23 protein-coding genes are annotated in these 19,562 nt (G+C 43.2%); 17 read left to right on the forward strand and 6 right to left on the reverse strand.

Annotation, left to right across the window (positions count from 1 at the left end; genetic code table 11):
• The first annotated feature begins 3 nt into the window (after window positions 1–3).
• The 16 genes from ABZP26_RS05905 to ABZP26_RS05980 all read left to right on the forward strand — a co-directional run bounded on the left by ABZP26_RS05905 (window position 4) and on the right by ABZP26_RS05980 (window position 13,569).
• A complete protein-coding gene (locus ABZP26_RS05905; RefSeq protein WP_368485480.1) occupies window positions 4–1,110 on the forward strand; it encodes a DUF2586 domain-containing protein in 1,107 nt (368 codons plus the stop codon).
• An 11-nt stretch (window positions 1,111–1,121) separates the two neighbouring features.
• Window positions 1,122–1,571 (forward strand): phage protein, encoded by a 450-nt coding sequence (locus ABZP26_RS05910; protein WP_350314745.1) that lies wholly within the window; start codon window positions 1,122–1,124, stop codon window positions 1,569–1,571.
• 14 nt (window positions 1,572–1,585) lie between these two features.
• A complete protein-coding gene (locus tag ABZP26_RS05915; RefSeq protein ID WP_024602995.1) occupies window positions 1,586–1,786 on the forward strand; it encodes a TraR/DksA C4-type zinc finger protein in 201 nt (66 codons plus the stop codon).
• A gap of 4 nt (window positions 1,787–1,790) precedes the next feature.
• Window positions 1,791–2,339 carry a glycoside hydrolase family 108 protein gene (locus tag ABZP26_RS05920; RefSeq protein ID WP_368485481.1) on the forward strand — a complete coding sequence of 183 codons (549 nt, stop codon included), beginning with the start codon at window positions 1,791–1,793 and terminating at the stop codon, window positions 2,337–2,339.
• A gap of 11 nt (window positions 2,340–2,350) precedes the next feature.
• Window positions 2,351–2,905 carry a hypothetical protein gene (locus tag ABZP26_RS05925; RefSeq protein WP_024602997.1) on the forward strand — a complete coding sequence of 185 codons (555 nt, stop codon included), beginning with the start codon at window positions 2,351–2,353 and terminating at the stop codon, window positions 2,903–2,905.
• Window positions 2,902–3,159, forward strand: coding sequence for a hypothetical protein (locus ABZP26_RS05930; RefSeq protein ID WP_368485482.1), 258 nt, complete (start codon window positions 2,902–2,904; stop codon window positions 3,157–3,159). The genes ABZP26_RS05925 and ABZP26_RS05930 overlap by 4 nt, the downstream gene beginning before the upstream one ends.
• Before the next feature lie 3 nt (window positions 3,160–3,162).
• On the forward strand, window positions 3,163–3,426 hold the full coding sequence (locus ABZP26_RS05935) for a putative phage tail assembly chaperone (protein WP_024602999.1): 264 nt from the start codon (window positions 3,163–3,165) through the stop codon (window positions 3,424–3,426).
• Between the two features lie 188 nt (window positions 3,427–3,614).
• Window positions 3,615–5,369 carry a phage tail tape measure protein gene (locus ABZP26_RS05940; protein WP_368485483.1) on the forward strand — a complete coding sequence of 585 codons (1,755 nt, stop codon included), beginning with the start codon at window positions 3,615–3,617 and terminating at the stop codon, window positions 5,367–5,369.
• Entirely contained in the window at window positions 5,366–5,701 is a 336-nt protein-coding gene (locus ABZP26_RS05945) for a DUF2590 family protein (RefSeq protein WP_368485312.1), read from the forward strand. The genes ABZP26_RS05940 and ABZP26_RS05945 overlap by 4 nt, the downstream gene beginning before the upstream one ends.
• On the forward strand, window positions 5,701–6,897 hold the full coding sequence (locus ABZP26_RS05950; protein ID WP_368485313.1) for a baseplate J/gp47 family protein: 1,197 nt from the start codon (window positions 5,701–5,703) through the stop codon (window positions 6,895–6,897). The genes ABZP26_RS05945 and ABZP26_RS05950 overlap by 1 nt, the downstream gene beginning before the upstream one ends.
• Entirely contained in the window at window positions 6,894–7,523 is a 630-nt protein-coding gene (locus tag ABZP26_RS05955; protein WP_290187297.1) for a hypothetical protein, read from the forward strand. Before ABZP26_RS05950 ends, ABZP26_RS05955 begins: the two co-directional genes overlap by 4 nt.
• Before the next feature lie 3 nt (window positions 7,524–7,526).
• On the forward strand, window positions 7,527–10,199 hold the full coding sequence (locus tag ABZP26_RS05960; protein WP_368485484.1) for a phage tail protein: 2,673 nt from the start codon (window positions 7,527–7,529) through the stop codon (window positions 10,197–10,199).
• Between the two features lie 5 nt (window positions 10,200–10,204).
• A complete protein-coding gene (locus ABZP26_RS05965) occupies window positions 10,205–10,696 on the forward strand; it encodes an adenine glycosylase (RefSeq protein ID WP_368485485.1) in 492 nt (163 codons plus the stop codon).
• Window positions 10,696–11,385: a hypothetical protein gene (locus tag ABZP26_RS05970; RefSeq protein ID WP_368485486.1), complete on the forward strand. Its 690-nt coding sequence runs from the start codon at window positions 10,696–10,698 to the stop codon at window positions 11,383–11,385. Before ABZP26_RS05965 ends, ABZP26_RS05970 begins: the two co-directional genes overlap by 1 nt.
• 2 nt (window positions 11,386–11,387) lie before the next feature.
• The gene (locus tag ABZP26_RS05975) at window positions 11,388–12,131 is read left to right on the forward strand and encodes a hypothetical protein (RefSeq protein ID WP_368485487.1); all 744 of its coding nucleotides are present in this window, start codon (window positions 11,388–11,390) and stop codon (window positions 12,129–12,131) included.
• 673 nt (window positions 12,132–12,804) lie between these two features.
• Window positions 12,805–13,569 carry a class II glutamine amidotransferase gene (locus ABZP26_RS05980; RefSeq protein WP_013464565.1) on the forward strand — a complete coding sequence of 255 codons (765 nt, stop codon included), beginning with the start codon at window positions 12,805–12,807 and terminating at the stop codon, window positions 13,567–13,569.
• A gap of 116 nt (window positions 13,570–13,685) precedes the next feature.
• Here ABZP26_RS05980 and ABZP26_RS05985 read toward each other — a convergent pair whose 3' ends face one another.
• The 5 genes from ABZP26_RS05985 to cmoA form a co-directional block, all read right to left on the reverse strand.
• Window positions 13,686–14,480, reverse strand: coding sequence for a DUF3108 domain-containing protein (locus tag ABZP26_RS05985; RefSeq protein ID WP_368485612.1), 795 nt, complete (start codon window positions 14,478–14,480; stop codon window positions 13,686–13,688).
• Window positions 14,434–15,081 (reverse strand): phosphoribosylglycinamide formyltransferase, encoded by a 648-nt coding sequence (gene purN, locus ABZP26_RS05990; protein WP_016899472.1) that lies wholly within the window; start codon window positions 15,079–15,081, stop codon window positions 14,434–14,436. Before purN ends, ABZP26_RS05985 begins: the two co-directional genes overlap by 47 nt.
• Complete coding sequence (gene purM / locus ABZP26_RS05995) at window positions 15,081–16,133, reverse strand: phosphoribosylformylglycinamidine cyclo-ligase (RefSeq protein ID WP_016899473.1); 1,053 nt, start codon at window positions 16,131–16,133, stop codon at window positions 15,081–15,083. Before purM ends, purN begins: the two co-directional genes overlap by 1 nt.
• Window positions 16,134–16,328: 195 nt before the next feature.
• Complete coding sequence (gene cmoB / locus ABZP26_RS06000) at window positions 16,329–17,297, reverse strand: tRNA 5-methoxyuridine(34)/uridine 5-oxyacetic acid(34) synthase CmoB (protein WP_024600781.1); 969 nt, start codon at window positions 17,295–17,297, stop codon at window positions 16,329–16,331.
• A gap of 15 nt (window positions 17,298–17,312) precedes the next feature.
• Window positions 17,313–18,038: a carboxy-S-adenosyl-L-methionine synthase CmoA gene (gene cmoA / locus ABZP26_RS06005; protein WP_008111640.1), complete on the reverse strand. Its 726-nt coding sequence runs from the start codon at window positions 18,036–18,038 to the stop codon at window positions 17,313–17,315.
• Window positions 18,039–18,154: 116 nt separating this feature from the next.
• On the opposite strand from cmoA, the gene ABZP26_RS06010 reads away from it, so the two are divergent.
• Window positions 18,155–18,838: a DUF3334 family protein gene (locus tag ABZP26_RS06010; protein ID WP_008111638.1), complete on the forward strand. Its 684-nt coding sequence runs from the start codon at window positions 18,155–18,157 to the stop codon at window positions 18,836–18,838.
• 218 nt (window positions 18,839–19,056) lie between these two features.
• Here ABZP26_RS06010 and ABZP26_RS06015 read toward each other — a convergent pair whose 3' ends face one another.
• Window positions 19,057–19,554 carry a M48 family metallopeptidase gene (locus ABZP26_RS06015; RefSeq protein WP_016899476.1) on the reverse strand — a complete coding sequence of 166 codons (498 nt, stop codon included), beginning with the start codon at window positions 19,552–19,554 and terminating at the stop codon, window positions 19,057–19,059.
• Window positions 19,555–19,562 lie beyond the last annotated feature (8 nt).

Here is a 19,562-nt window from a genome sequence, read left to right on the forward strand (position 1 = left end):
CACATGTCACTAGGTAAAGTGCAAGTTAACAATTTGAATTTAGGGCAAGGTGACATCCAAGGTGTTGAGCGACACTTCTTGTTTGTTGGCCGTGCAGGTTCGGTTGATGAAGAAAGCCAATTATTTAGCATTGGCGCTAAAACCGACTTAGAAAAAACTTTTGCAGATAGCCCACTGCGCGATCAGCTTATTGCTGCGCAATTAAACGCAGGCCAAAACTGGACCGCAGCGGTTTACCCAATGGCCGAACTGGAAACCATTGTTGATGCCATTGACCGCGCCAACGAAGTACAAAGCTTTGAAATGGTAGTGGTATGTGCTGAGCAAACAGCAAGCGCAGAACTCACCGATATTCATGATCACCTAACATCATTGCAAGCCACATTAGGCCGTTTTGTATCGGCATTGGTTGCCGTGCCAGGTATTGATGTAGCCACGCAAACATGGCCCGCTTATGAAGCCGCAACCATTGCATTGCAAGCCGATATTGCCGCGCACTTAGTAGTACCTGTACCGCAATTACACGGTAATAACGTAGGCGTATTGGCTGGGCGATTATGTGACCGCAGCGTAAGTATTGCCGACAGCCCTATGCGCGTAGCCACTGGCAGTGTGTTAGGCCTAGGCGCGGCACCCGTTGACAGCGAAAACGAGCCGCTATCTCTTGCCACATTAGAAACCCTAGCAAATAAACGCATGAGTGTGCCGCAGTGGTACAGCGATTTTGAGGGCATTTACTGGAGCGATGCCCAAACGCTAGATGCCGCAGGCGGTGACTACCAATACCTTGAGCATTTACGCCCCGTGCATAAAGCCAGCCGCGAAGTGCGGGTATTAGCTATTCGCCGTGTTGCAAACCGTGCGCTTAATTCAACGCCTAACAGCATTGAGCTAAACAAGTCATATTTTATGAAACCGCTGCGCGCTATGAGCAAAAGCACCACCATTTTAGGCACGCAGTTTCCGGGTGATATTAAGCCGCCAGTAGAGGGCGATGTAAATATTGTATGGACCACAAACAAAGCGGTGGTTATTTACTTGGTAGTTCGCCCTTACAACTCACCGAAAGAAATTACCGTCAACATCATGCTTGATTTAAGCAGCAACTAGGAGCACTAACCATGCGTTTATCTGGAATGAATTTTAACGTGAACTTGGGTGACATTATGGTCCAAGTTGACACGGCATCACTGGCTATTACCGACAATAGCGCCGTGAGCCAAACAAGTGGCGTGCCTGATGGTTTTGTTGATGGCGATGTAGCGGCCAGCGGTGAGCTGTCGGTTAACGCCAGTAACTTTGCGCTTATATCGGATGCGGCAAAAAGTGCCGGTTCGTGGCGTGGCATGGAACCGTTCGACATTATGTTTTATGCAAAAACCAGCAAAGACGAGCTAAAAGTAGAAGCGTTTGGTTGCCGCATTAAGCTAAGCGATATTTTAGACATAGACAAAAAAGGTGGCCAAGCCAGCCTGTTTAAAATTCCGTTTGATGTAACCGACCCCGACTTTGTAAAAATTAACGGTGTGCCGTACTTACGCGCCGAAGAAATTGAAAACATAGTGCAATAAAAGGCAGTTAGTAAATGGATGATCTAGACCACTTAGTAATTGCACAGGAACGCGCTGAAAAACGATTTACCGATCAGCGCTTAAAAGGACTTAACAACAGCCGCGTGATCAGTGCAACGGATTGCATTGATTGCGGCGACCCAATACCCAAAGCGCGACAAAAAGCCATAAAAGGTGTGCAGCGCTGTGTACCGTGCCAATCGTTAAGCGAGTAGCAAAATGAACAAATTAAAAATCAGGTTGATAGGCGAGTTAATAGAACGTGAGGGCGGTTATGTAAATGACCCAACCGATCGTGGTGGTGAAACCATGTACGGTGTTACCAAGGCAGTTGCCCGTGATTTTGGCTTTACGTGTGCTATGCATGACTTGCCCTATCAAACTGCATTTTTAATTTACGAGCAACAGTACTGGGCACCGTTAAAGCTTAGCGATGTTAGTAAATTGAGTGAAACACTCACCGTGCAGCTGTTTGATTTTGCGGTTAACTCAGGCGTGTTAAGTGCAGGCAAGGCACTACAAAAAGCGTTAAATGTGCTTAACAAATGCCAAAGCCTTTACCCTGATTTAATAGTTGATGGCATAACCGGTAGCCGAACCATAAAAGCGTTAAATAGCTATGCTGCAGCGCGAAAAAATGATGGCTTAAATGTATTGATTGGTGCAGTAAGCGGCCAGCGAATTAGCTTGTTTATTGATATTGCGGCCAACGACGAAAGCCAAGAAAAATACACCTACGGGTGGTTACACCGCGTAGTTAATTTATAAGGAGCTAGATAATGGAATGGAAAAAAATTGCAAACACAGTAGGCGGTATTGCTGGCGCAGTAGCTCCTTTATTAACTGGCCCTGTAGGTTTAGCGGTAAGTATTGGTAGCCAAATTGCGGGCGCATTAGGCACAGAAAATACGCCAGAAGCGGTGGCTGCTGAGTTAAAAAATAACCCTGATGCAGCGCTTAAGTTGCAACAGTGGGCACACGAAGAACGTGAGCAAATACGCCAGGCTAATATTGAGCTGCAAAAAATTGCACTTGAAGAATACAAAGCGGATTTAAACGACCGCCAAAACGCACGAACTAACAATAAAGATCATTGGATGCCGTCAACGCTCACCATCTTACTGTTTGTTTTGTTCTCTGCGGTATTAGGTGCTTTGTTTTACGGCCCCGACATTGAGCGAAACCGTGACCTAATAGTGTATTTGGTTGGCAACTTGTTCGTGTTGCTAGCTAACGCCGCTGCATTTTGGTTAAGCGCTACTAAAAGCTCGAACGATAAAGACAAATTAATGAACCTAATGCAAAAAACGGCAGGACAAGGAGTAGCAAAATGACCCAAGTAGCAACGTGGCTCATGGTCGCCATTGCATTTATTAGCTTAGTGCTAACCATATTAGTGCCGCTGTTAGTGAGCTTGTTTAATGCCCACAAAGCCACGGCCAAAGAGCTAAGCGACCATAAAACCCATGTGGCCGAAACCTACGCCACCAAAACCGACTTTGAAAAATTAACTGATCGTATGGAAAGCCGTATGCGAGATGGATTTGAAACGTTACAAAAATTATTAACTACTCATTCTAAGGATTAACCCATGAACAAGAACATTACTTTAACAATAGCAGGTGAAGAACTGGGCTTTGACGTTACCACCGAAAATTATAACGGCTACCTAAACGACATTATGCCTAATAACAAAGTAGCGCCCGCGCATAACTTTGTAATGCGCTCGGTTGTTGATAGTGACAAAGAACAATTACGCAAAGTGTTAAGTGATTCGCCAGGCGCAGCAATGCAAATTTGTGGCTTGCTGCAGCAGGAGTTTGCGCCAGCAATTGAAATTAGCGTAAAAAAATAGAATCGCTGGTTGAAGCCATAGGCAACAACCAGCTTGAGCAATTGCTAACGTATCGGCGGCAAATATTGCCCCACGAAGACGATAGCGAACTAAACATTGCTCGGGCTGCATGGCTTATTAAGCGCCAGCGAGAAGATTTAGAAAACATAATTACCAATGCCGTGTGCAAAGCCTTTGGGGGCAAGTAAATGAGTTTACCGCAACAGCTAATGTTTACCGTTGGATTAGTTGACCAAATAACTAAGCCTATTGCCAAAATAAGCAATAGCTTAAATGGGTTAACCAATGACTATCAACGCGGCACCATGAAAATGGCGTCGGGCGTTGCGGGTATTGCGGCCAGTGGTTATGCACTGCAAAACGCATTGATGCCAGCCATTGAAATGGATCGTGCATTGGGCGAGGTTAAATCGCTTGGCGTGCGCGAATCGGCACTAAAGCAACTAACCGATACTTCATACGACTTTGCCCTTAAGTACGGCAAATCGTCTACTGAATTTGTTAAATCGAGCTACGACATACAAAGCGCCATTGCTGGGCTTAACGATGCCGATTTATCAGCGTTTACACTATCGAGCAACGTACTTGCTGCAGCCACTAAAGCGGATGCAGGCACTATTACCAATTACATGGGCACCATGTATGGCATTTTTAAAAACCAAGCTAATGCCATGGGTAAAAGTGAATGGGTTGAACAGCTAACAGGCATGACGGCCAGTGCAGTACAAGCGTTTAAAACAACGGGCTCAGAAATGTCGAGCGCGTTTACCGCCATTGGTGCGCAAGCAACCACAGCAGGTATTGCCATGAATGAACAAATGGCAGTTTTAGGTACATTGCAAGCAACCATGTCGGGCAGTGAAGCCGGTACAAAATACAAATCGTTTTTAGCCGGAGTGGGTAAAGCGCAAGACGCGCTAAACCTAACTTTTACCGACAGCCAAGGCGCGATGCTGCCTATGGTCGACATACTAAACCAAATTAAAGGCAAATACGGCGAAACCATAGACGTAGCCGAGGGCGACGAACTTAAAAAAGCATTCGGCTCAGCCGAAGCGGTTGCCACCATAAACTTACTGATGAATGACATTGACGGCCTAGGCCAATCAATCGATTCATTGGGTAATGTAACCGGTATGCAGCAAGCCGAAAAAATGGCAATGGATATGACCGACCAAAGCCAGCGGCTAGCACAAAGTTGGTACGTAATACGCGCCGCTTGGGGCAGTGCAATACTGCCAGTGTTTAATAAATTTGTAGGCCTTATTGCAGATATGGGCACTAGTGTTGTGTGGTTTACCGAGGCGTTCCCTAATTTAACTAAATGGATAGGCTATGCCGCTGTGGGTGTGCTTGGCCTTGTGGCCGCAGGCGGATTATTTACGCTAATGATGGGCGCAGGGAAAATGGCTATGGTTGCATGGACAGTAGGCGCCATGGCGTGGGGCGGTATAACGGCTGCACTCACCACTGGGTTAACTTTTTTAAAAGGTGCCATGCTGGCGCTAAATATTGTGATGTATGCAAACCCAATAGGTTTAATTGTGGCGGGTATAACCTTAGCAATAGCCGCTGTTGGCGCACTGATTTATTACTGGGACGATTTAAAAGCCACCATGGGCGAGTGGGGCTGGATAAAAGCCATTGGCGGTATTTTTAGCAGCGTTTGGGGCGGCATAAAAAGCATATTTAACGACACGATGGATTGGATAATAGACAAACTAAACCTGATCCCCGGTGTTGATATTGATACCAATGTTGCAAGCACTTCTGTTGCAAGTATTAGCGCAATAGAGCCAATCAGAAGTAAAGCCGAAAAAGGTGGCATTACCCAGCAAATTAGCAACGCTAACCAACAAAAATCGACACACATTGCCAGCGTAACGATTAACCCAGCTAAAGGCGATACCAATTACATGAACTTTGTTGAGATGCACTCATGAGTATTTATCGCGATTTACAAATTAAACATGGCGACGTGGTGTTAGATGCAGGGCACAACCCCATGTATTTAACCGATCGTGATGTGATTGCTCAAGACATTGTGCATGCCATTTTAGACACAGGCCTTGCAAACTTATTAGTAAGCGAGCGAGGAACGGGCGTTACACAGGACACCCAAACGCAAATAAAGCTATTGGTTGAAGATGATGTGCGCATTATGCCGGGCACGGTAAAAGTTGAGCAAAACGAGAATCAAAAAGGCCAATGGTGGGTACATGCTAAAACCATCGAATTTGGCGCTATTTCATCATTGATCATAGAGGCGCAATAATGGCTGATTTAACCCCAATAATTGACTTTAAACGCATTGTAGAAAAAGCGGGTATACCCACCACCGAAGAGGGCTGGAAAACGCTATTTAAACAAGACGTAGATGAAAGCGGCAGTATTATTGCTAACGACTCGCCTTATTCACCATTTTGGCGACTTATTAGCGCGATTGTGGCAAAGCCTGCCACATGGGTAGTGAACAAAATATTAATTGAAAAAATACTCCCTAATCTGTTTTTGCAAACGGCCACTGATAGCGAGTTTATTGAAGCCAAAGCATGGGAGCACGACCTAACGCGTAAAAGTGAAGAGCGAGCACATGGCAAAGTGCGATTTAATCGCGCAGCAATTACAGGCCCAGGTTTATTAATTAGTGCTGGCACGGTAATACAAACCGACGCGATAAATGGCACAGTTTACCGTGTGCTAACGGTTGATGATGTAATTTTACCTGAAAACCAAGCAAGCGTATTAGTGCCTGTTGTTGCCGAAAATGCAGGGTCAGCATACAACCTAGGCGCAGGTTATTACCATATTTTACCTGAGTCAGTAACGGGTATTGCCAGTGCAGTTAATGATGAAAACTGGCTTGATGCGCTTGGCGCTGATGCCGAGACAAACCAAGATTTAAAACTACGCACCCGTAACGCATTTACCGCTGCAGCGCCTTGGCACATTGACGCCGTTTATCGCGCTATTTTAACCCAGCGCAGTGGCCTTGATACCGACAATATATTTTTTGAACACGATGCACCGCGTGGCCCTGGTACTGCCAATGCCTATATTTTGTTAGACACAGGTACACCCAGCCAAAGCTTAATTGATGATTTAAACGAATACGTAATGGAAAAAGGCTTCCATGGTCATGGCGACGATTTACAAGTAATTGCCATGCCAGGTGTAAATGTGAGTGTAGGTGTAACTGTTTACCCGCATGGCTATTTATTAGCGACCCAAGTAACCGCATTACTAACAAACGTTGAAAACTTTATACGCAGTGCGTTTAGAGAAAACACAGATTACACAGTGACTAAAACACAGCCAGCCAGCCGCTTTAGCTTTAGCCGATTAAGCCAAGAGTTACATAGAGAGTTTGACGGTATTGACTCACTAAATTGGCATCAAACCGATATAACCAGCCAAAACAATGTACCGCGCTTAAACACGTTAACCATTGAAAACGGTAATGCACTATGAACATAAACTGGCAAGCGCTAACTAAAATGCCGTACTGGCTAGCTCGTCCAGCAAGTGAGCTGGATAAACTACGCCAAGCCGCTGTTATTTATTGGCAGCGTGTAGCCGACATGCTGGCATGGCCTGCAAAGCAACTTGACCCAATGACCGCCGAACTTGAGTTGGTTAATTTGCTCGCATGGGAGCGAGACATTACCCAAATACCTAACGAAACAGAGCTGATGTACAGAACGCGCGTTAAGTATGCTTTGCCATTTGCTAAAGGGGCAGGGAGCAAAAGCGGCTGGCTTGATATGTTTGAAAAGCTCGGTATGCCATGGATAACCATTGATGAGCGAATAAGCGTTGCAGATTGGGACGTTGTAAGCCTGCAATTGCTAGATACAGACTTAGGCGAACGCCAAAATTTAATAAATGCATTATGCCGCCAATATGGGCGAACGACTCGTCGTTATGAATACGTGACTATTGCAAAGCAAACGCTAGTTGCACCAATTAGATATTTTGAAGGCGATAGTGACTTTTCTGTTGCCACGTTATGCACAAACTTATTACCAGCAAACCGATTTATGACGATGGACAGCCAAGCTGAATTTACCGTCGCGCATGTTAAACAGGAGTACTAAACCATGGCACAAGTTATAACGATTGCCGGCGAAAAGCTATTTGCAGCAAAGGCGCAAGCGAATCAGCAATTAGATATTGATACGTTTATTTTTGCGAACGTGGCTGGGCAAGACTCAACCGCTGCAATTGATCGCAATGAGGAAATTCCAACTGGTTCCGTTGTTTTTCAGCAGGACGTTCAACAAACAGGCCGCATTAACGATAATGTAGTTGTTTACTCTACTGTGTTGGATAGCTTAACGGGTCCGTTTGAATTTAACTGGGTAGGCTTATATTCATCAGTTAACCAAACATTAGTTGCTATTAGCCATGTACCTACCGTTGCAAAAACGATTACTGCGCCAGGTAGTGCTGGTAATACGCTAAATCGTAACTTTGGCATTGAGTACTCAGGCATAGCTGATTTGGCAGGTATTAGCGTATCGCCAGAAACATGGCAGCTTGATTTTAGTGCCCGTTTAAGCGGCATGGACGAGCTAACTCGCCAGCTAGCTAGTGATATGAACGGCAAAGATTGGTTTATTGATGATGGTTTTAAAGTAGTTTCGCGCTCAACCGCCAATACATTTAGCGTAACACCGGGCATAGGCTATGTAAGTGGCCTGCGTGTGGAATTAAAGAATGAGCAAATATTAACTTTGCAAAGTTATCCGCAATTTGTATATGTAGATGCCTACTTTGATGGAAATGCGTCTAGTACATGGAAACCAAAAGTTGCGTTTACGGTTTCTGATGCGGAAATAGATGATTACATTGATGTGAATGGCACACAGCATTATGTACTTAAGATAGCGAAGATAACTGCTTTAGATGCGATTGACGACCTGCGAAATATAAATGGGTTAAAACAGCAAATTGAAAACCATATTAATGAAACTGAAAGCGCCCACAAAGCAAGCGCTATCTCTTTGGCTGTTAAAGCAAATGTGACTGTGAAACCCACGACGCTACAAGACACACTTGATTGGTATGGTGTGTATGTGGCGCAGTTTATTCGTTTGGGTGATGAAACGATAAGTGATGCGTTTAACAGAGCGTTAGATTATTGCCGAAGTGTGCCGTATAAAGGCACCCGCATTATATTCCCAAGAGGGCAGCTTTATAAATACGATGATGATCACAGAATCGGAAACTTGTCTCACTGCGTTATTGATTTAAACGGCAGTAAAGTACAAAGGCGTAGTGCTTCTACATTCTCGTCGACAACAACACAAATAATACCATCTGGTACGAGTTTAAATGCGCGAGAAATTTATGTAGCCGATGCGAGTAAGTTTAAAGTTGGTGATTTTGTTTATTCCATTAAGGGAGTTGGTTTAGACAATATAAGCTCGGATGCACGTGAAATATTGAGCATTGATGGTAATAAATTAACTATATCTGGTGCCTTTTATTACAAAGGAACTGAATATGGCAGTAATACGCCGACTGGTGCGATTATTTGTAAGCGAGTTAACTTTATTGGCAGTGGAGGTAGTTCGTTTGAAAGTACTATAAATGATAAGTTTGTAGTGTGTAACGGCGAAATAGACGGAAACGCAGCAGGCCAACCCTCTCAAGCATGGGTATTTAATTCTGAGATAGTGCTTATGTCTAATAAGGGCGCTATCCATAACATGACGATTCGTAATACAGCTGCTGAATGTATTGTTGGCCACGGTTTAGATGTAAGCAACAATCAGTTTTTCGATTTGGGCGGTTCTTGTTTTCATACTTCTGTACATGACAATGGATTACCAATTACAGGTGGTTCATGGTTTAGAGAAAACCAGTGTGAAAGAACGAACCTTGCAACTCAGGCTGTGAGTGGCCATGCAGAAGGACTTGTAACATTTAGTTGGGGAGCCGGCCGCTTAGTTGTAGCTAATAATATTTGTAAAGACGGAACGGAGCCGTTTTTAGGAACATTTGGATCGCCAGCAGAAGACAACCCAGATAAGTATTTGGTTGTTCATAATAATATAGTTGAGCGATTCCCAACGTTTATGAACTATTTGGCGGCAGATGCTTTAGGCGTTTCACTTACAGACAATATACTAATAGACACAGGTGTTGAACCTCAAGTTCAGGAAGCGATATACGCTAACCCTTCTATTAAATGTAGCGGTAATATTTCTGTGGGTAGCAATGGTCGCCCTACACTTGAAAACGTATCTCGCGATGAGCGGTTGGCAATTGGTAATGATGTACAATTGCAAGCTAGACAAAGAGCGGTAATTAGTGACCCAGGCGCACATGAAGGGCTAAGCTTGGCTTACACGCCAAATCCTATTAACGCACAGTTTGTATTACAGGGTTTTAATACAATTACGGAAGATGCAGTGCGTGTTAACAGAAATTACAAAAGAAGTTTATACACGGCGGGAGGGAATGCATCAGGCACGTTTACTGAATATTGGACGGATGAAGATCTTAACCTTGGATACCTTATAAACCCGAGTTCGGGTGCGGGCGGTAATTTTTCATGGGCTACTTATAATGGTGGTGTGCGTAAACACTTATCGATTGATGATGAAGGTGTATCTTTTAATGGAATGCAGTATGGGCGAGCTACTTATTATGGAGAAAAGGATGTTGATGGTAGTTGGCGTGTGATGATATTGGGAGGAGATTTAGTTCATCAAAAAAGAGTAGCAGGGAACTGGGTAACCAAACAAACTGTTGCTGGACAATAGTTGATATGCTTACCCTTAACTCGCTATCAATAACACTTAAGTCACTTCGCATTACGGCAAGTCAAGAGCTTGCCAGCGAAGACGCCAGTGGCCAATCATCAAGTACTGATCAGGCTGAAACCGGTATTAAGGCTAAAACGTTGGCTGTGAGTGGTTTTTTACCTTTCACTATGGCTGATAACTTGGCCGATTTGTTTAATTTAGCCGAAGCGACTGAGGGCGGAGCGCGTGTTATTTATCGTATAAGTAATCGCACAGCAAATACGCTGGGGGTTAAGCAAGTGCGTTTTAGCAGTAAAATTGAAGCTGTTGAACAAGAAACTACCCGACAATGGGCAGTGAGTTTTACGCTTAGTGAGTGCAGGTCGGTGCCTGAAAAAGTAGAGGAACGTGCTCCCCAAGCGCAAGCTAATCAGCAAGGCGGTGAAAGCGAAGTGCAATACGCTAATTTACAACAGCACCTTCAAGATAACTTTGCAAAATTGAGAACTGCATAATGGCCACCGCTAATGCTCGTTTTATTGCTCGCGCTCATATCAATAGTAAAAAAGTTGATATGAAAGATCACTGGGTTGTGCTGCAGGCATCAACGCCAGGCAATTGCCAAATAACCGTTAACCAAAAGGTTGATAAGTTAGCACCGGTGACGGTTGATTTAGGTTGGGGCGATATGATTGACCGTGTATTTAACGGCTATGTTGAACGTGTACTACCTGCAGTTAATGGCTGGTTTACGCTTTTTTGCCGTGAGTGGTCTGCATCACTTGCTTACAATTTAACGGTGATGCTGCGCCATCCAACTATGCGCCAAGTGCTTGATGAGATAACAGCACAAACGGGCGTTGATTTTGTAATACCCAATAAAGCCTATGCTGATACAGCCATACCGTGTTTTTACTCTGATAGTTCAGGCTATGCCATGTTAAACAACATAGGCCGTGCGTTCCGTATTGCTGATTTTGTGTGGTATCAACAGGGTAACGGTAAAGTGTTTGTTGGTAGCTATGCTGATTCGTTTTGGTTTGATAAACCTGTGACAATAGCAAAAGAACTCATGACTGATCATCAAGCTGGCAAAACCGCAAAAATGCCAGCCGCTCCAATGATACGCCCAAACGTTTCAGCCAATGACGAACGTATAACCGCCGTTGAGTTTCAAGGCACAAACATGCAAATAAGTTGGTAACAATGGAAAAAGCGATATTAAGAATTGTGCGTCGGTTGTTTCCAGAACTAACCGGCCAACTACATTTACCACGATGGGGTAGAGTAGTTGCATTGCCCGAACTACCGGCCATCGATGGCGAACGTGGCAGCGATGCGTTTTATCCTCGCTATGCTGTAAACGTTCAACTCATTGACGAAAATGGCACAGACACTAAATCAAAACCACTTCAAGCCGTGCCACTTCCATTACCAGGTGCAGGCGATAAAGCAGGCCGACTAGAACCGCCGGCTATTAATTCAATTGTAGAAATTGGTTTTGCTTACGGCAGAGCCGATAAACCATTCATTAGAACAGTATTGCCCTTTGGTTGGGACTTACCTGCAATCAAAGAGGGTGAAACCCGTACTCAAGTACGCGAAGGTGTTTATCAGCATATTGATGAACAAGGGAACTTTGAAAACAAAACAGATGAATCATTAAAAGAAATCATTGGCAAATTAGCCGACCTACAATGTGAAACCCGCAAAGTAATTGCAGGTAAAGAACAAGAGCATAAGAGCCCTAAGACCTGGCTCGGTAGTGACGACGAGAACGTACTTAAATTACTATCAGAACTAATGGCAACAGTAAAAGATATAGCAGCAGAATGCGCAACACATAAGCACACAATAACAATGCCCCCACCGATAACCGCCGCAGTGTTTACGAGTAAAGCAGGTGAAGCTGCAGCCCAAAAATCTAGGCTAGACCCAATAACAAAGTAATACACAAGCCACTCAAACAAGCCCAGCATCACGCTGGGCTTTTTAGTGCGTGCCACTCGCTGCAGTAAAGTTATCGCTATCTATGTTGGCCAGCGAGGTTCTAGCCACGGAAACTAACCCCACGCAGAATGTATGCCACGAAATCCGCACTCTTCCTCACCCTCCTGCGCGCTCTTTATCGTTATTTTTTTACAGTTTTAAAGTGCTTCATTTAAGGCGCCAGCCAGCGCCCTATATAAGACTCTTAGCGGATCAAGGATCTGAAAAGATCGAAACTAATTTCACTGTTTTGCAGTTTAACGGCCTGTTATCTATAAAGAATTTAAAATAATAAATCATTTAAACAATAACTTAGCTCGTTTACGTGAGGTTTTAAATATCAGAGCGAGTTTCTTAAGAGACAATAAAACTAATATAAAACAATAATTTAATCAAAAACAAAAATGAAATTGAAAAACACTAAAAAAGCATGCAAAAAAATCGATTTTTGTAAAAGCTAAACACATAACTGTTTGCCTTTATTCTGGTGATGTTTAACAATGTCACTATCAAGCTTATAAATAATTTAAATTTAGCGTTACAAAAACAAAACAACGACCAAAACTGTGACCAAAGGAAAGTTTTAATTTCATTTTTATTTATAAGTAATTATTTTTAAAGGTTTATTTGTTTTATGTGTGAATTACTTGGCATGTCAGCCAATGTGCCAACGGATATTTGTTTTAGTTTTTCAGGGTTGTTGGAGCGCGGTGGCAATACGGGGCCGCATAAAGATGGCTGGGGCATTACTTTTTATGAAGGCAAAGGTTGTAGAACCTTTAAAGATCCCGAGCCAAGTTACCAGTCAGAAATAGCTAAATTAGTTAAAGCTTATCCGATTAAAAGCGTATCGGTGATAAGTCATATTCGTCAAGGCAACCGCGGGCGAGTGTGTCTTGAAAACACCCACCCGTTTACTCGTGAGTTGTGGGGGCGTGAAATAACCTATGCTCATAACGGGCAGCTTTCAAATTATCATGATTTAAAACCTGAATATTATCGACCTGTGGGTAATACCGATAGCGAGTTGGCATTTTGCTGGTTGCTTGACAAAATTCGTGAAAAGTACCCGCAGCGACCAAGTAATATGGCGTCGGTTTTTAGATATGCGGCTAAGCTTTCGCATACGCTACGTGAAAAAGGCGTGTTTAATATGTTATTGACCGATGGTGTATTTGTTTTAGCGTATTGTACTAATAATTTACATTACATAACGCGCCGTGCACCGTTTGGTAAAGCAACACTTATTGATGCCGACATGGTGGTCGACTTTCAACAAGAAACCACACCAAACGATGTGGTAACGGTTATAGCAACAAGGCCGCTAACCAACGATGAACGCTGGCAAAAAATGCAGCCAGGAGAGTTTGCGTTATTTAAAATGGGTGAATTAATGTAGGTTGGTAGAGTAAAACGAAACCCAACTTAAAGTTTCAAATCTAAGTATTAAAATGAAAAGCCCAAGTTATGGTTATCACACTTGGGCTTTTCGTATTGCATCTTGTAAGTAATTTATTAGGGGGTTATTTCGTTTTTAACTTGTGCAGGTAAAGCCGGTGGATTGATCACGGTAAACCATTTCATCTGCACTTCAAACTGTTCCACACCTTTTTCACCTTTCCACATGCGCACTAGCATATAATCCATTTCTGGGGCAAACCATGCTAAGGCTTGGCGTTTGTCATTGTCGTATAAACGTTTTACTTTAATGGCTTCTACGTTACCAATCGGTAAGGAAATCATTTCGGTTTCTACCACTTCAAAGTCGTAGTCACGGCAATTACCTTTTTTATCAACCAGTGGAAACGAGAAACTAGTTTTTCCTTTTTTAAGTCCTTCTCGAACTTGCACTTGATAAGAAATACCATCTTGGAAGTTATCATGCCATTGGCATTTTAACGGGTAGTCGCTGGTGTTACTGGTGACAGTTTGTGTTTGACGATCAAAGTTAATTTCATACTTTTTGTCAGGCCCAGTCCCCGTGCGGATCATAGAGTACTGAATAGGCTCTACTTTATCGTTAGCAAAGCTAAAAGTTGATGACTCTTGACGTGAGTCAGAGAAAATCATCCATTCAATATCGCTATGGTAAGTGACTTGGTAGTTATTATTATCGAGTTTTTTAAGCGTCCGCTCGGCTGTACCATGATTTGCGCCTTTGCGCAAAATATCGTAGCTGGCTTGATACTGGGTTAACTCACCTGCAATCAGGCTGGTAGGAAGTAATAAAGTGCCCGCACATAATAGCCAGGCACTTAATTTTTTATTTTGGGTAGTGCGCGCCGTGTGCAGGAAGTTGTTTTTCGTCAAGAACTGCATAATCTGCTTCCATCGTAAGTCGTTGTTCACTGAACCACTTGACCACCAAAGGATAAATTATGTGCTCTTGCGCATGCACACGCTTAGCGAGCGTGTCTGCTGTATCGTCTGCTAATACAGGCACTTTGGCTTGAAGAATAACGGGTCCGCCGTCTAATTCTTCAGTTACAAAGTGAACACTAACGCCGTGAACGTCGTCTTTTGCATCAATTGCTCTTTGGTGGGTATTCAGCCCCTGGTACTTAGGCAACAAAGATGGATGAATGTTCAACATTTTTCCAACATATTTTTGCACTAAGTTAGGAGTTAGAATACGCATAAACCCAGCTAATACAACTAGATTTGGTTCAAAAGAGTCAATTATATGCATTAACTGGGCATCGTACGCTTCGCGTGAGTCAAACTCTTTATGGCTCAGCACGTGTGTGGCAATACCTGCATTTTTTGCACGCTCTAACCCATAAGCGTCTGCTTTGTTACTAATAACAGCCGCTATATGGGCGTTTATCTCGCCGCTTTCACAGGCGTCTATAATGGCTTGTAAATTTGAGCCACTGCCTGAGATCAAAACTACTAGACGAGTGGGTGCCATTACGCAGCACCACCTACAATTTCAACTTGCTCTTCGCCAGCAACGGCATCTTGGATTTCACCAAGGTGCCATGCGTTCTCGCCAAGATCTTTTAAGATATTTAAGCTATTTTCAAGCTCATCCGCAGGTACAACTAACACCATGCCTACACCACAGTTAAATGTGCGGTACATTTCGTGTGTTGTAATGTTGCCGTTTTCTTGCAACCAGCTAAACACACTTGGCCACTGCCAGCTATCACCTTTAACAACCGCTTTAGCAGATTCAGGTAATACGCGTGGGATATTTTCCCAAAAACCGCCACCAGTAATATGCGAAAGGGCATGCACGTCTACTTGCTTGAACAACTCAAGTAATGGTTTAACGTAAATACGTGTTGGTTCTAAAAGGTGCTCACCTAAGGTTTTGCCATCAATCACTTGATTAGTATCAGCGTTAGAGACTTCTAAAACTTTACGAATTAAAGAGAAACCATTTGAGTGAGGACCGCTAGAAGCAAGGGCAATAAGTTGATCGCCTGCAGCTACTTTAGTGCCATCAATAATTTTTGATTTTTCTACCACACCGGTACAAAAGCCTGCCATGTCGTAGTCTTCACCATCATACATACCTGGCATTTCAGCTGTTTCGCCACCAATTAGGGCACAACCTGAAATTTCACAACCTTTACCAATACCGGTTACTACGTCGGCTGCTGTGTCTACATCTAGTTTACCCGTTGCATAGTAATCTAGAAAAAACAGGGGTTCAGCGCCTTGTACTATTAAATCATTTACACACATCGCAACTAAGTCGATACCTACAGTATCGTGCTTTTTAAGGTCAATTGCTAAACGTAACTTAGTGCCTACACCATCGGTGCCTGCTACAAGTACGGGTTGCTTATAACCTTCAGGAATTTCGCAAAGTGCGCCAAAACCACCAATTCCGCCCATCACTTCAGGACGACGAGTTTTTTTAACTACGCCTTTAATACGCTCAACAAGTGCATTACCAGCGTCGATATCTACGCCCGCGTCTTTATAGCTTAGAGACTGTTTTTGTTCGCTCACAGGTTTTCCTCAAAATAGTTGTTTTGATGCTTACTTAGAAACGCGCGTATTTTACAACAATTGCAAGGGCGCGGCTAGTTGAAATCTGGATTTGATTTTAAAGACAAGGACACTTGTCCGCTAGTTGCTGTATTAGTAAACAAAAAAGCGCCCAATGGCGCTTTTTAATATGGAAATAAAAATTAATCCTACAAATTAGGCTTTAGCTGTAAGTATCGCTCTAAGTGGTGCAGGGTAGCCTTCAATGGTTTTACTGGTGTCAGCGGGGTCTAAAAAGTCAACTAAAGATTCGTTTTCCATCCAGTCAGTTTTACGCTGCTCGTCGAGCGTTGTAATAGCACAATCTTTAATTTGCACATCTTTAAAGCCAACACGTTCCATCCACAATTTTAATGCCGCAGTGCTTGGAATAAACCATACATTACGCATTTTCGCGTAGCGGTCGGTCGGTACTAATACGGTGTTTTCATCGCCTTCAATAACTAATGTTTCAAGCACGAGTTCTCCGCCTGGGCGAAGCTGTGCTTTTAATTGCGCTAAAAAGTCGATAGGGGAACGACGATGATAAAGCACCCCCATTGAAAATACTGTATCAAACGCTTTGAGCTCTGGCAGGGCTTCTACACCTAATGGTAACAAATGCACGTTTTCATCTGGGTTAAAGTGTTTAATTGCCTGAAACTGGCACAAAAATAAGTCAGATGGATCAATACCCACTACAAACTGAGCACCTTCACCGCGCATACGCCATAGGTGATACCCCGAGCCACAACCAATATCTAATACAGTACGGCCTTTTAATGGCTCAATATGCGGTAGCAGTCGATCCCATTTCCAGTCGCTGCGCCATTCGGTATTTATTTCAATACCGTGAACGTTAAACGGGCCTTTACGCCAAGGCATCATCCGTTTTAATAAATGCGTGGTTTGCTTTTTTTCGCCTTCAGACATTTCGCCAGGCGCACCTATTGCTACTTTGCTGACAATATCAACTTGGTTTGTTGATACCTCGGGTAAGTTTTTCAGCACTTTTTGCCATTGTGGCAAATCGCCATGACTTGCCTCTTGTTGCCAATGCTTTAATTGCGCAGGCAAGGTTTCTAGCCAGTGGCTAAGTGGGCTTTGTGCAATCGCAGCGTAAAATTGGTTAAACCATGCAGACATGTGTCACTCTCTAAATTATTTAATTGCTACCATTGAGCAAAAATTAAAACATTGATACCACACTTGGGTTTGGCTAAAACCAATGTCGCTTAAACGTTGTGTATGTGTACTAAGTGTATCGGGGCGCATTACGTTTTCAATGGCAGTACGCTTTTGGCTTATTTCAAGCTCAGAGTAGCCATTATGGCGTTTAAAGTCGTGGTGCAAGTCAATCAGTAAGTTATCGCACTGCTCGTTTTCGGCTTTAATTTTTTCACTTAATAACAAAACGCCACCGGGCTTTAAATTAGCGTATATTTTTTCAAGTACCGCTTTGCGCTGCGCTGGTGGAATAAACTGCAGGGTAAAATTCATCGCTACTACTGAGGCATTTTGAATATCAAGCTCGTTAATATCACCTAATGTAACCGTTACAGGAACGTCCGATCTAAATCCTTGTAAATGAACCTTACAACGCTCCACCATGGCTTGTGAGTTATCTACAGCAATAATGTGGCAGCTATCTGTTTGAATATTACGGCGCATACTTAAAGTAACCGCCCCTAACGAGCATCCTAGGTCATACAAATTTGAATTTGGCTGAGCATACTCACCCGCTAATTTTCCCATAGTACTTACAATAGTGGCATAACCGGGTACCGAGCGTTGGATCATGTCGGGAAATACTTCAACCACGTTTTGATCAAAACTAAAGTCTTTTACTTGTTGCTCAGAGGCATAAATACTGTCTTTTATACTCACGAAGGCAGTCTCTTTGAAAATAATAGTGCTATTTTAACATTTTATGCTGGATAGTCAGTGATAAATTCAGTAGCTTGACTAGAATTATGAAGAATAAGTATAAAAGAGATTATTAAATGAGCAAAAGTAAGGTTATTAGTACCGACGATATATTAGCAACATTATGCCACTCAGTAACGGGTGTACTTTCATCAGCCAGCGGCAACGAGATCAGCTATTCAGCCATGGTACAAAAAATAACGCGTACTTGTATGCGACCAGACATAGGCTGTTTTGTTTTATTTGACGGGGGCTTTACCGGCTTAGTTGTTACCAACTTTACGGCGCAAGCGGCCATGGAAATTTATGGCGATTATATGCGTAACATGGGTATGCCAGAAGACGAAATCGCACACAGCCACTTATCTGATGACGTTTCAAACGTGATGGGTGAGTTGATGAACCAAATAGTGGGCGACTTCACATCAAAAGTACGTGAACAGCTGCATACCTCTATTACCCAAAATCAGCCAAAAATGATGGCTATTAATAAACAAGTGCAAATATCGGTTGATACCACTATGGATCGTCCGCAAGCACGTCGCGTAACGTTTACGACTCGCAACCAAAATATCTTCTATTTAGAATTAGCGATGGATAAAACAGAGTTTATTAAACTTCACGACTTTGACATTGTAGAAGCGATAGACCCAGACGATATTATCGAAAATGAGGCTAAGCAAAAAGCGGATAAAGAAAAAGCGAAACAGCCAAAGCAAGATGATAGCGATGACGACTTTATGGCCGAATTAGGGCTTTAACGTTTTTACGTAGGCTGGGTTAAGTGAAACGAGACCTAACACGCTTTTAAGCTCTTAGCTGTCAGATTAGAAAGTGACAATAATAAAAACGCGATTTATATCGCGTTTTTTGTTAACGAGGGCTTTCATTGTGAACTCGTGTGTCATTATTTTGGCTGACCGCTGACCGCTGACCGCTGACCGCTGACCGCTGACCGCTGACCGCTGACCGCTGACCGTCAATTATACGGATTCTCACCCATCGCAATAGCCACACAAAAAATCCGTAAATCTAGCTCTAGCTGATGGTACTGTGGCTCCATATGGCAGCACAGTTTATAAAAGCCTTTATTGTGGTCTTTTTCTTTAAAATGCGCGAGTTCGTGCACCACTAATGCTTTTAATAATGGCTCTGGCGCGCGCAGTAAATCGCTGTTTATTGCTAAATCGTGCTTGCGGGTTTTACCTTGCATACGGTACGTGTGGGTACCGAGCGCATTGGTAACCATATCACCTTGTTTTTTAAACGCAGCGCGTCCAAATGGCGGGGCGTTTTTTAAATACTGCTTTTTAAGCTCAGTGGCGTAGCTATACAGTAACTTATCACTGGTAATACGATGCGCCTGCGGGTATTTTTTAAGTAAATACTCACTTACTTTTCCTGCTTTTATTAGGCTTAATACTTGCTCAACGATATTGGCAGGGTAGCCGGTAAAGTAACGTGCGTATTCACTCATTATTGTCT

The organism is Pseudoalteromonas sp. SD03, assembly GCF_040937955.1.
GTDB classification, from domain to species: domain Bacteria; phylum Pseudomonadota; class Gammaproteobacteria; order Enterobacterales; family Alteromonadaceae; genus Pseudoalteromonas; species Pseudoalteromonas tetraodonis.

What these genes read in the sequence shown, in the direction of transcription:
- ABZP26_RS05925 (WP_024602997.1), top strand. Translation starts at nt 2,351, where the DNA reads ATGGAATGGAAAAAAATTGCAAACACAGTAGGCGGTATTGCTGGCGCA.
- ABZP26_RS05935 (WP_024602999.1), top strand. Translation starts at nt 3,163, where the DNA reads ATGAACAAGAACATTACTTTAACAATAGCAGGTGAAGAACTGGGCTTT.
- ABZP26_RS05965 (WP_368485485.1), top strand. Translation starts at nt 10,205, where the DNA reads ATGCTTACCCTTAACTCGCTATCAATAACACTTAAGTCACTTCGCATT.
- ABZP26_RS05905 (WP_368485480.1), top strand. Translation starts at nt 4, where the DNA reads ATGTCACTAGGTAAAGTGCAAGTTAACAATTTGAATTTAGGGCAAGGT.
- ABZP26_RS05955 (WP_290187297.1), top strand. Translation starts at nt 6,894, where the DNA reads ATGAACATAAACTGGCAAGCGCTAACTAAAATGCCGTACTGGCTAGCT.
- ABZP26_RS05930 (WP_368485482.1), top strand. Translation starts at nt 2,902, where the DNA reads ATGACCCAAGTAGCAACGTGGCTCATGGTCGCCATTGCATTTATTAGC.
- ABZP26_RS05970 (WP_368485486.1), top strand. Translation starts at nt 10,696, where the DNA reads ATGGCCACCGCTAATGCTCGTTTTATTGCTCGCGCTCATATCAATAGT.
- ABZP26_RS05960 (WP_368485484.1), top strand. Translation starts at nt 7,527, where the DNA reads ATGGCACAAGTTATAACGATTGCCGGCGAAAAGCTATTTGCAGCAAAG.
- ABZP26_RS06015 (WP_016899476.1), bottom strand. Translation starts at nt 19,554, where the DNA reads ATGAGTGAATACGCACGTTACTTTACCGGCTACCCTGCCAATATCGTT.
- ABZP26_RS05915 (WP_024602995.1), top strand. Translation starts at nt 1,586, where the DNA reads ATGGATGATCTAGACCACTTAGTAATTGCACAGGAACGCGCTGAAAAA.
- ABZP26_RS05980 (WP_013464565.1), top strand. Translation starts at nt 12,805, where the DNA reads ATGTGTGAATTACTTGGCATGTCAGCCAATGTGCCAACGGATATTTGT.
- ABZP26_RS05940 (WP_368485483.1), top strand. Translation starts at nt 3,615, where the DNA reads ATGAGTTTACCGCAACAGCTAATGTTTACCGTTGGATTAGTTGACCAA.
- purN (WP_016899472.1), bottom strand. Translation starts at nt 15,081, where the DNA reads ATGGCACCCACTCGTCTAGTAGTTTTGATCTCAGGCAGTGGCTCAAAT.
- ABZP26_RS05950 (WP_368485313.1), top strand. Translation starts at nt 5,701, where the DNA reads ATGGCTGATTTAACCCCAATAATTGACTTTAAACGCATTGTAGAAAAA.
- ABZP26_RS05975 (WP_368485487.1), top strand. Translation starts at nt 11,388, where the DNA reads ATGGAAAAAGCGATATTAAGAATTGTGCGTCGGTTGTTTCCAGAACTA.
- cmoB (WP_024600781.1), bottom strand. Translation starts at nt 17,297, where the DNA reads ATGTCTGCATGGTTTAACCAATTTTACGCTGCGATTGCACAAAGCCCA.
- ABZP26_RS06010 (WP_008111638.1), top strand. Translation starts at nt 18,155, where the DNA reads ATGAGCAAAAGTAAGGTTATTAGTACCGACGATATATTAGCAACATTA.
- ABZP26_RS05920 (WP_368485481.1), top strand. Translation starts at nt 1,791, where the DNA reads ATGAACAAATTAAAAATCAGGTTGATAGGCGAGTTAATAGAACGTGAG.
- ABZP26_RS05945 (WP_368485312.1), top strand. Translation starts at nt 5,366, where the DNA reads ATGAGTATTTATCGCGATTTACAAATTAAACATGGCGACGTGGTGTTA.
- ABZP26_RS05910 (WP_350314745.1), top strand. Translation starts at nt 1,122, where the DNA reads ATGCGTTTATCTGGAATGAATTTTAACGTGAACTTGGGTGACATTATG.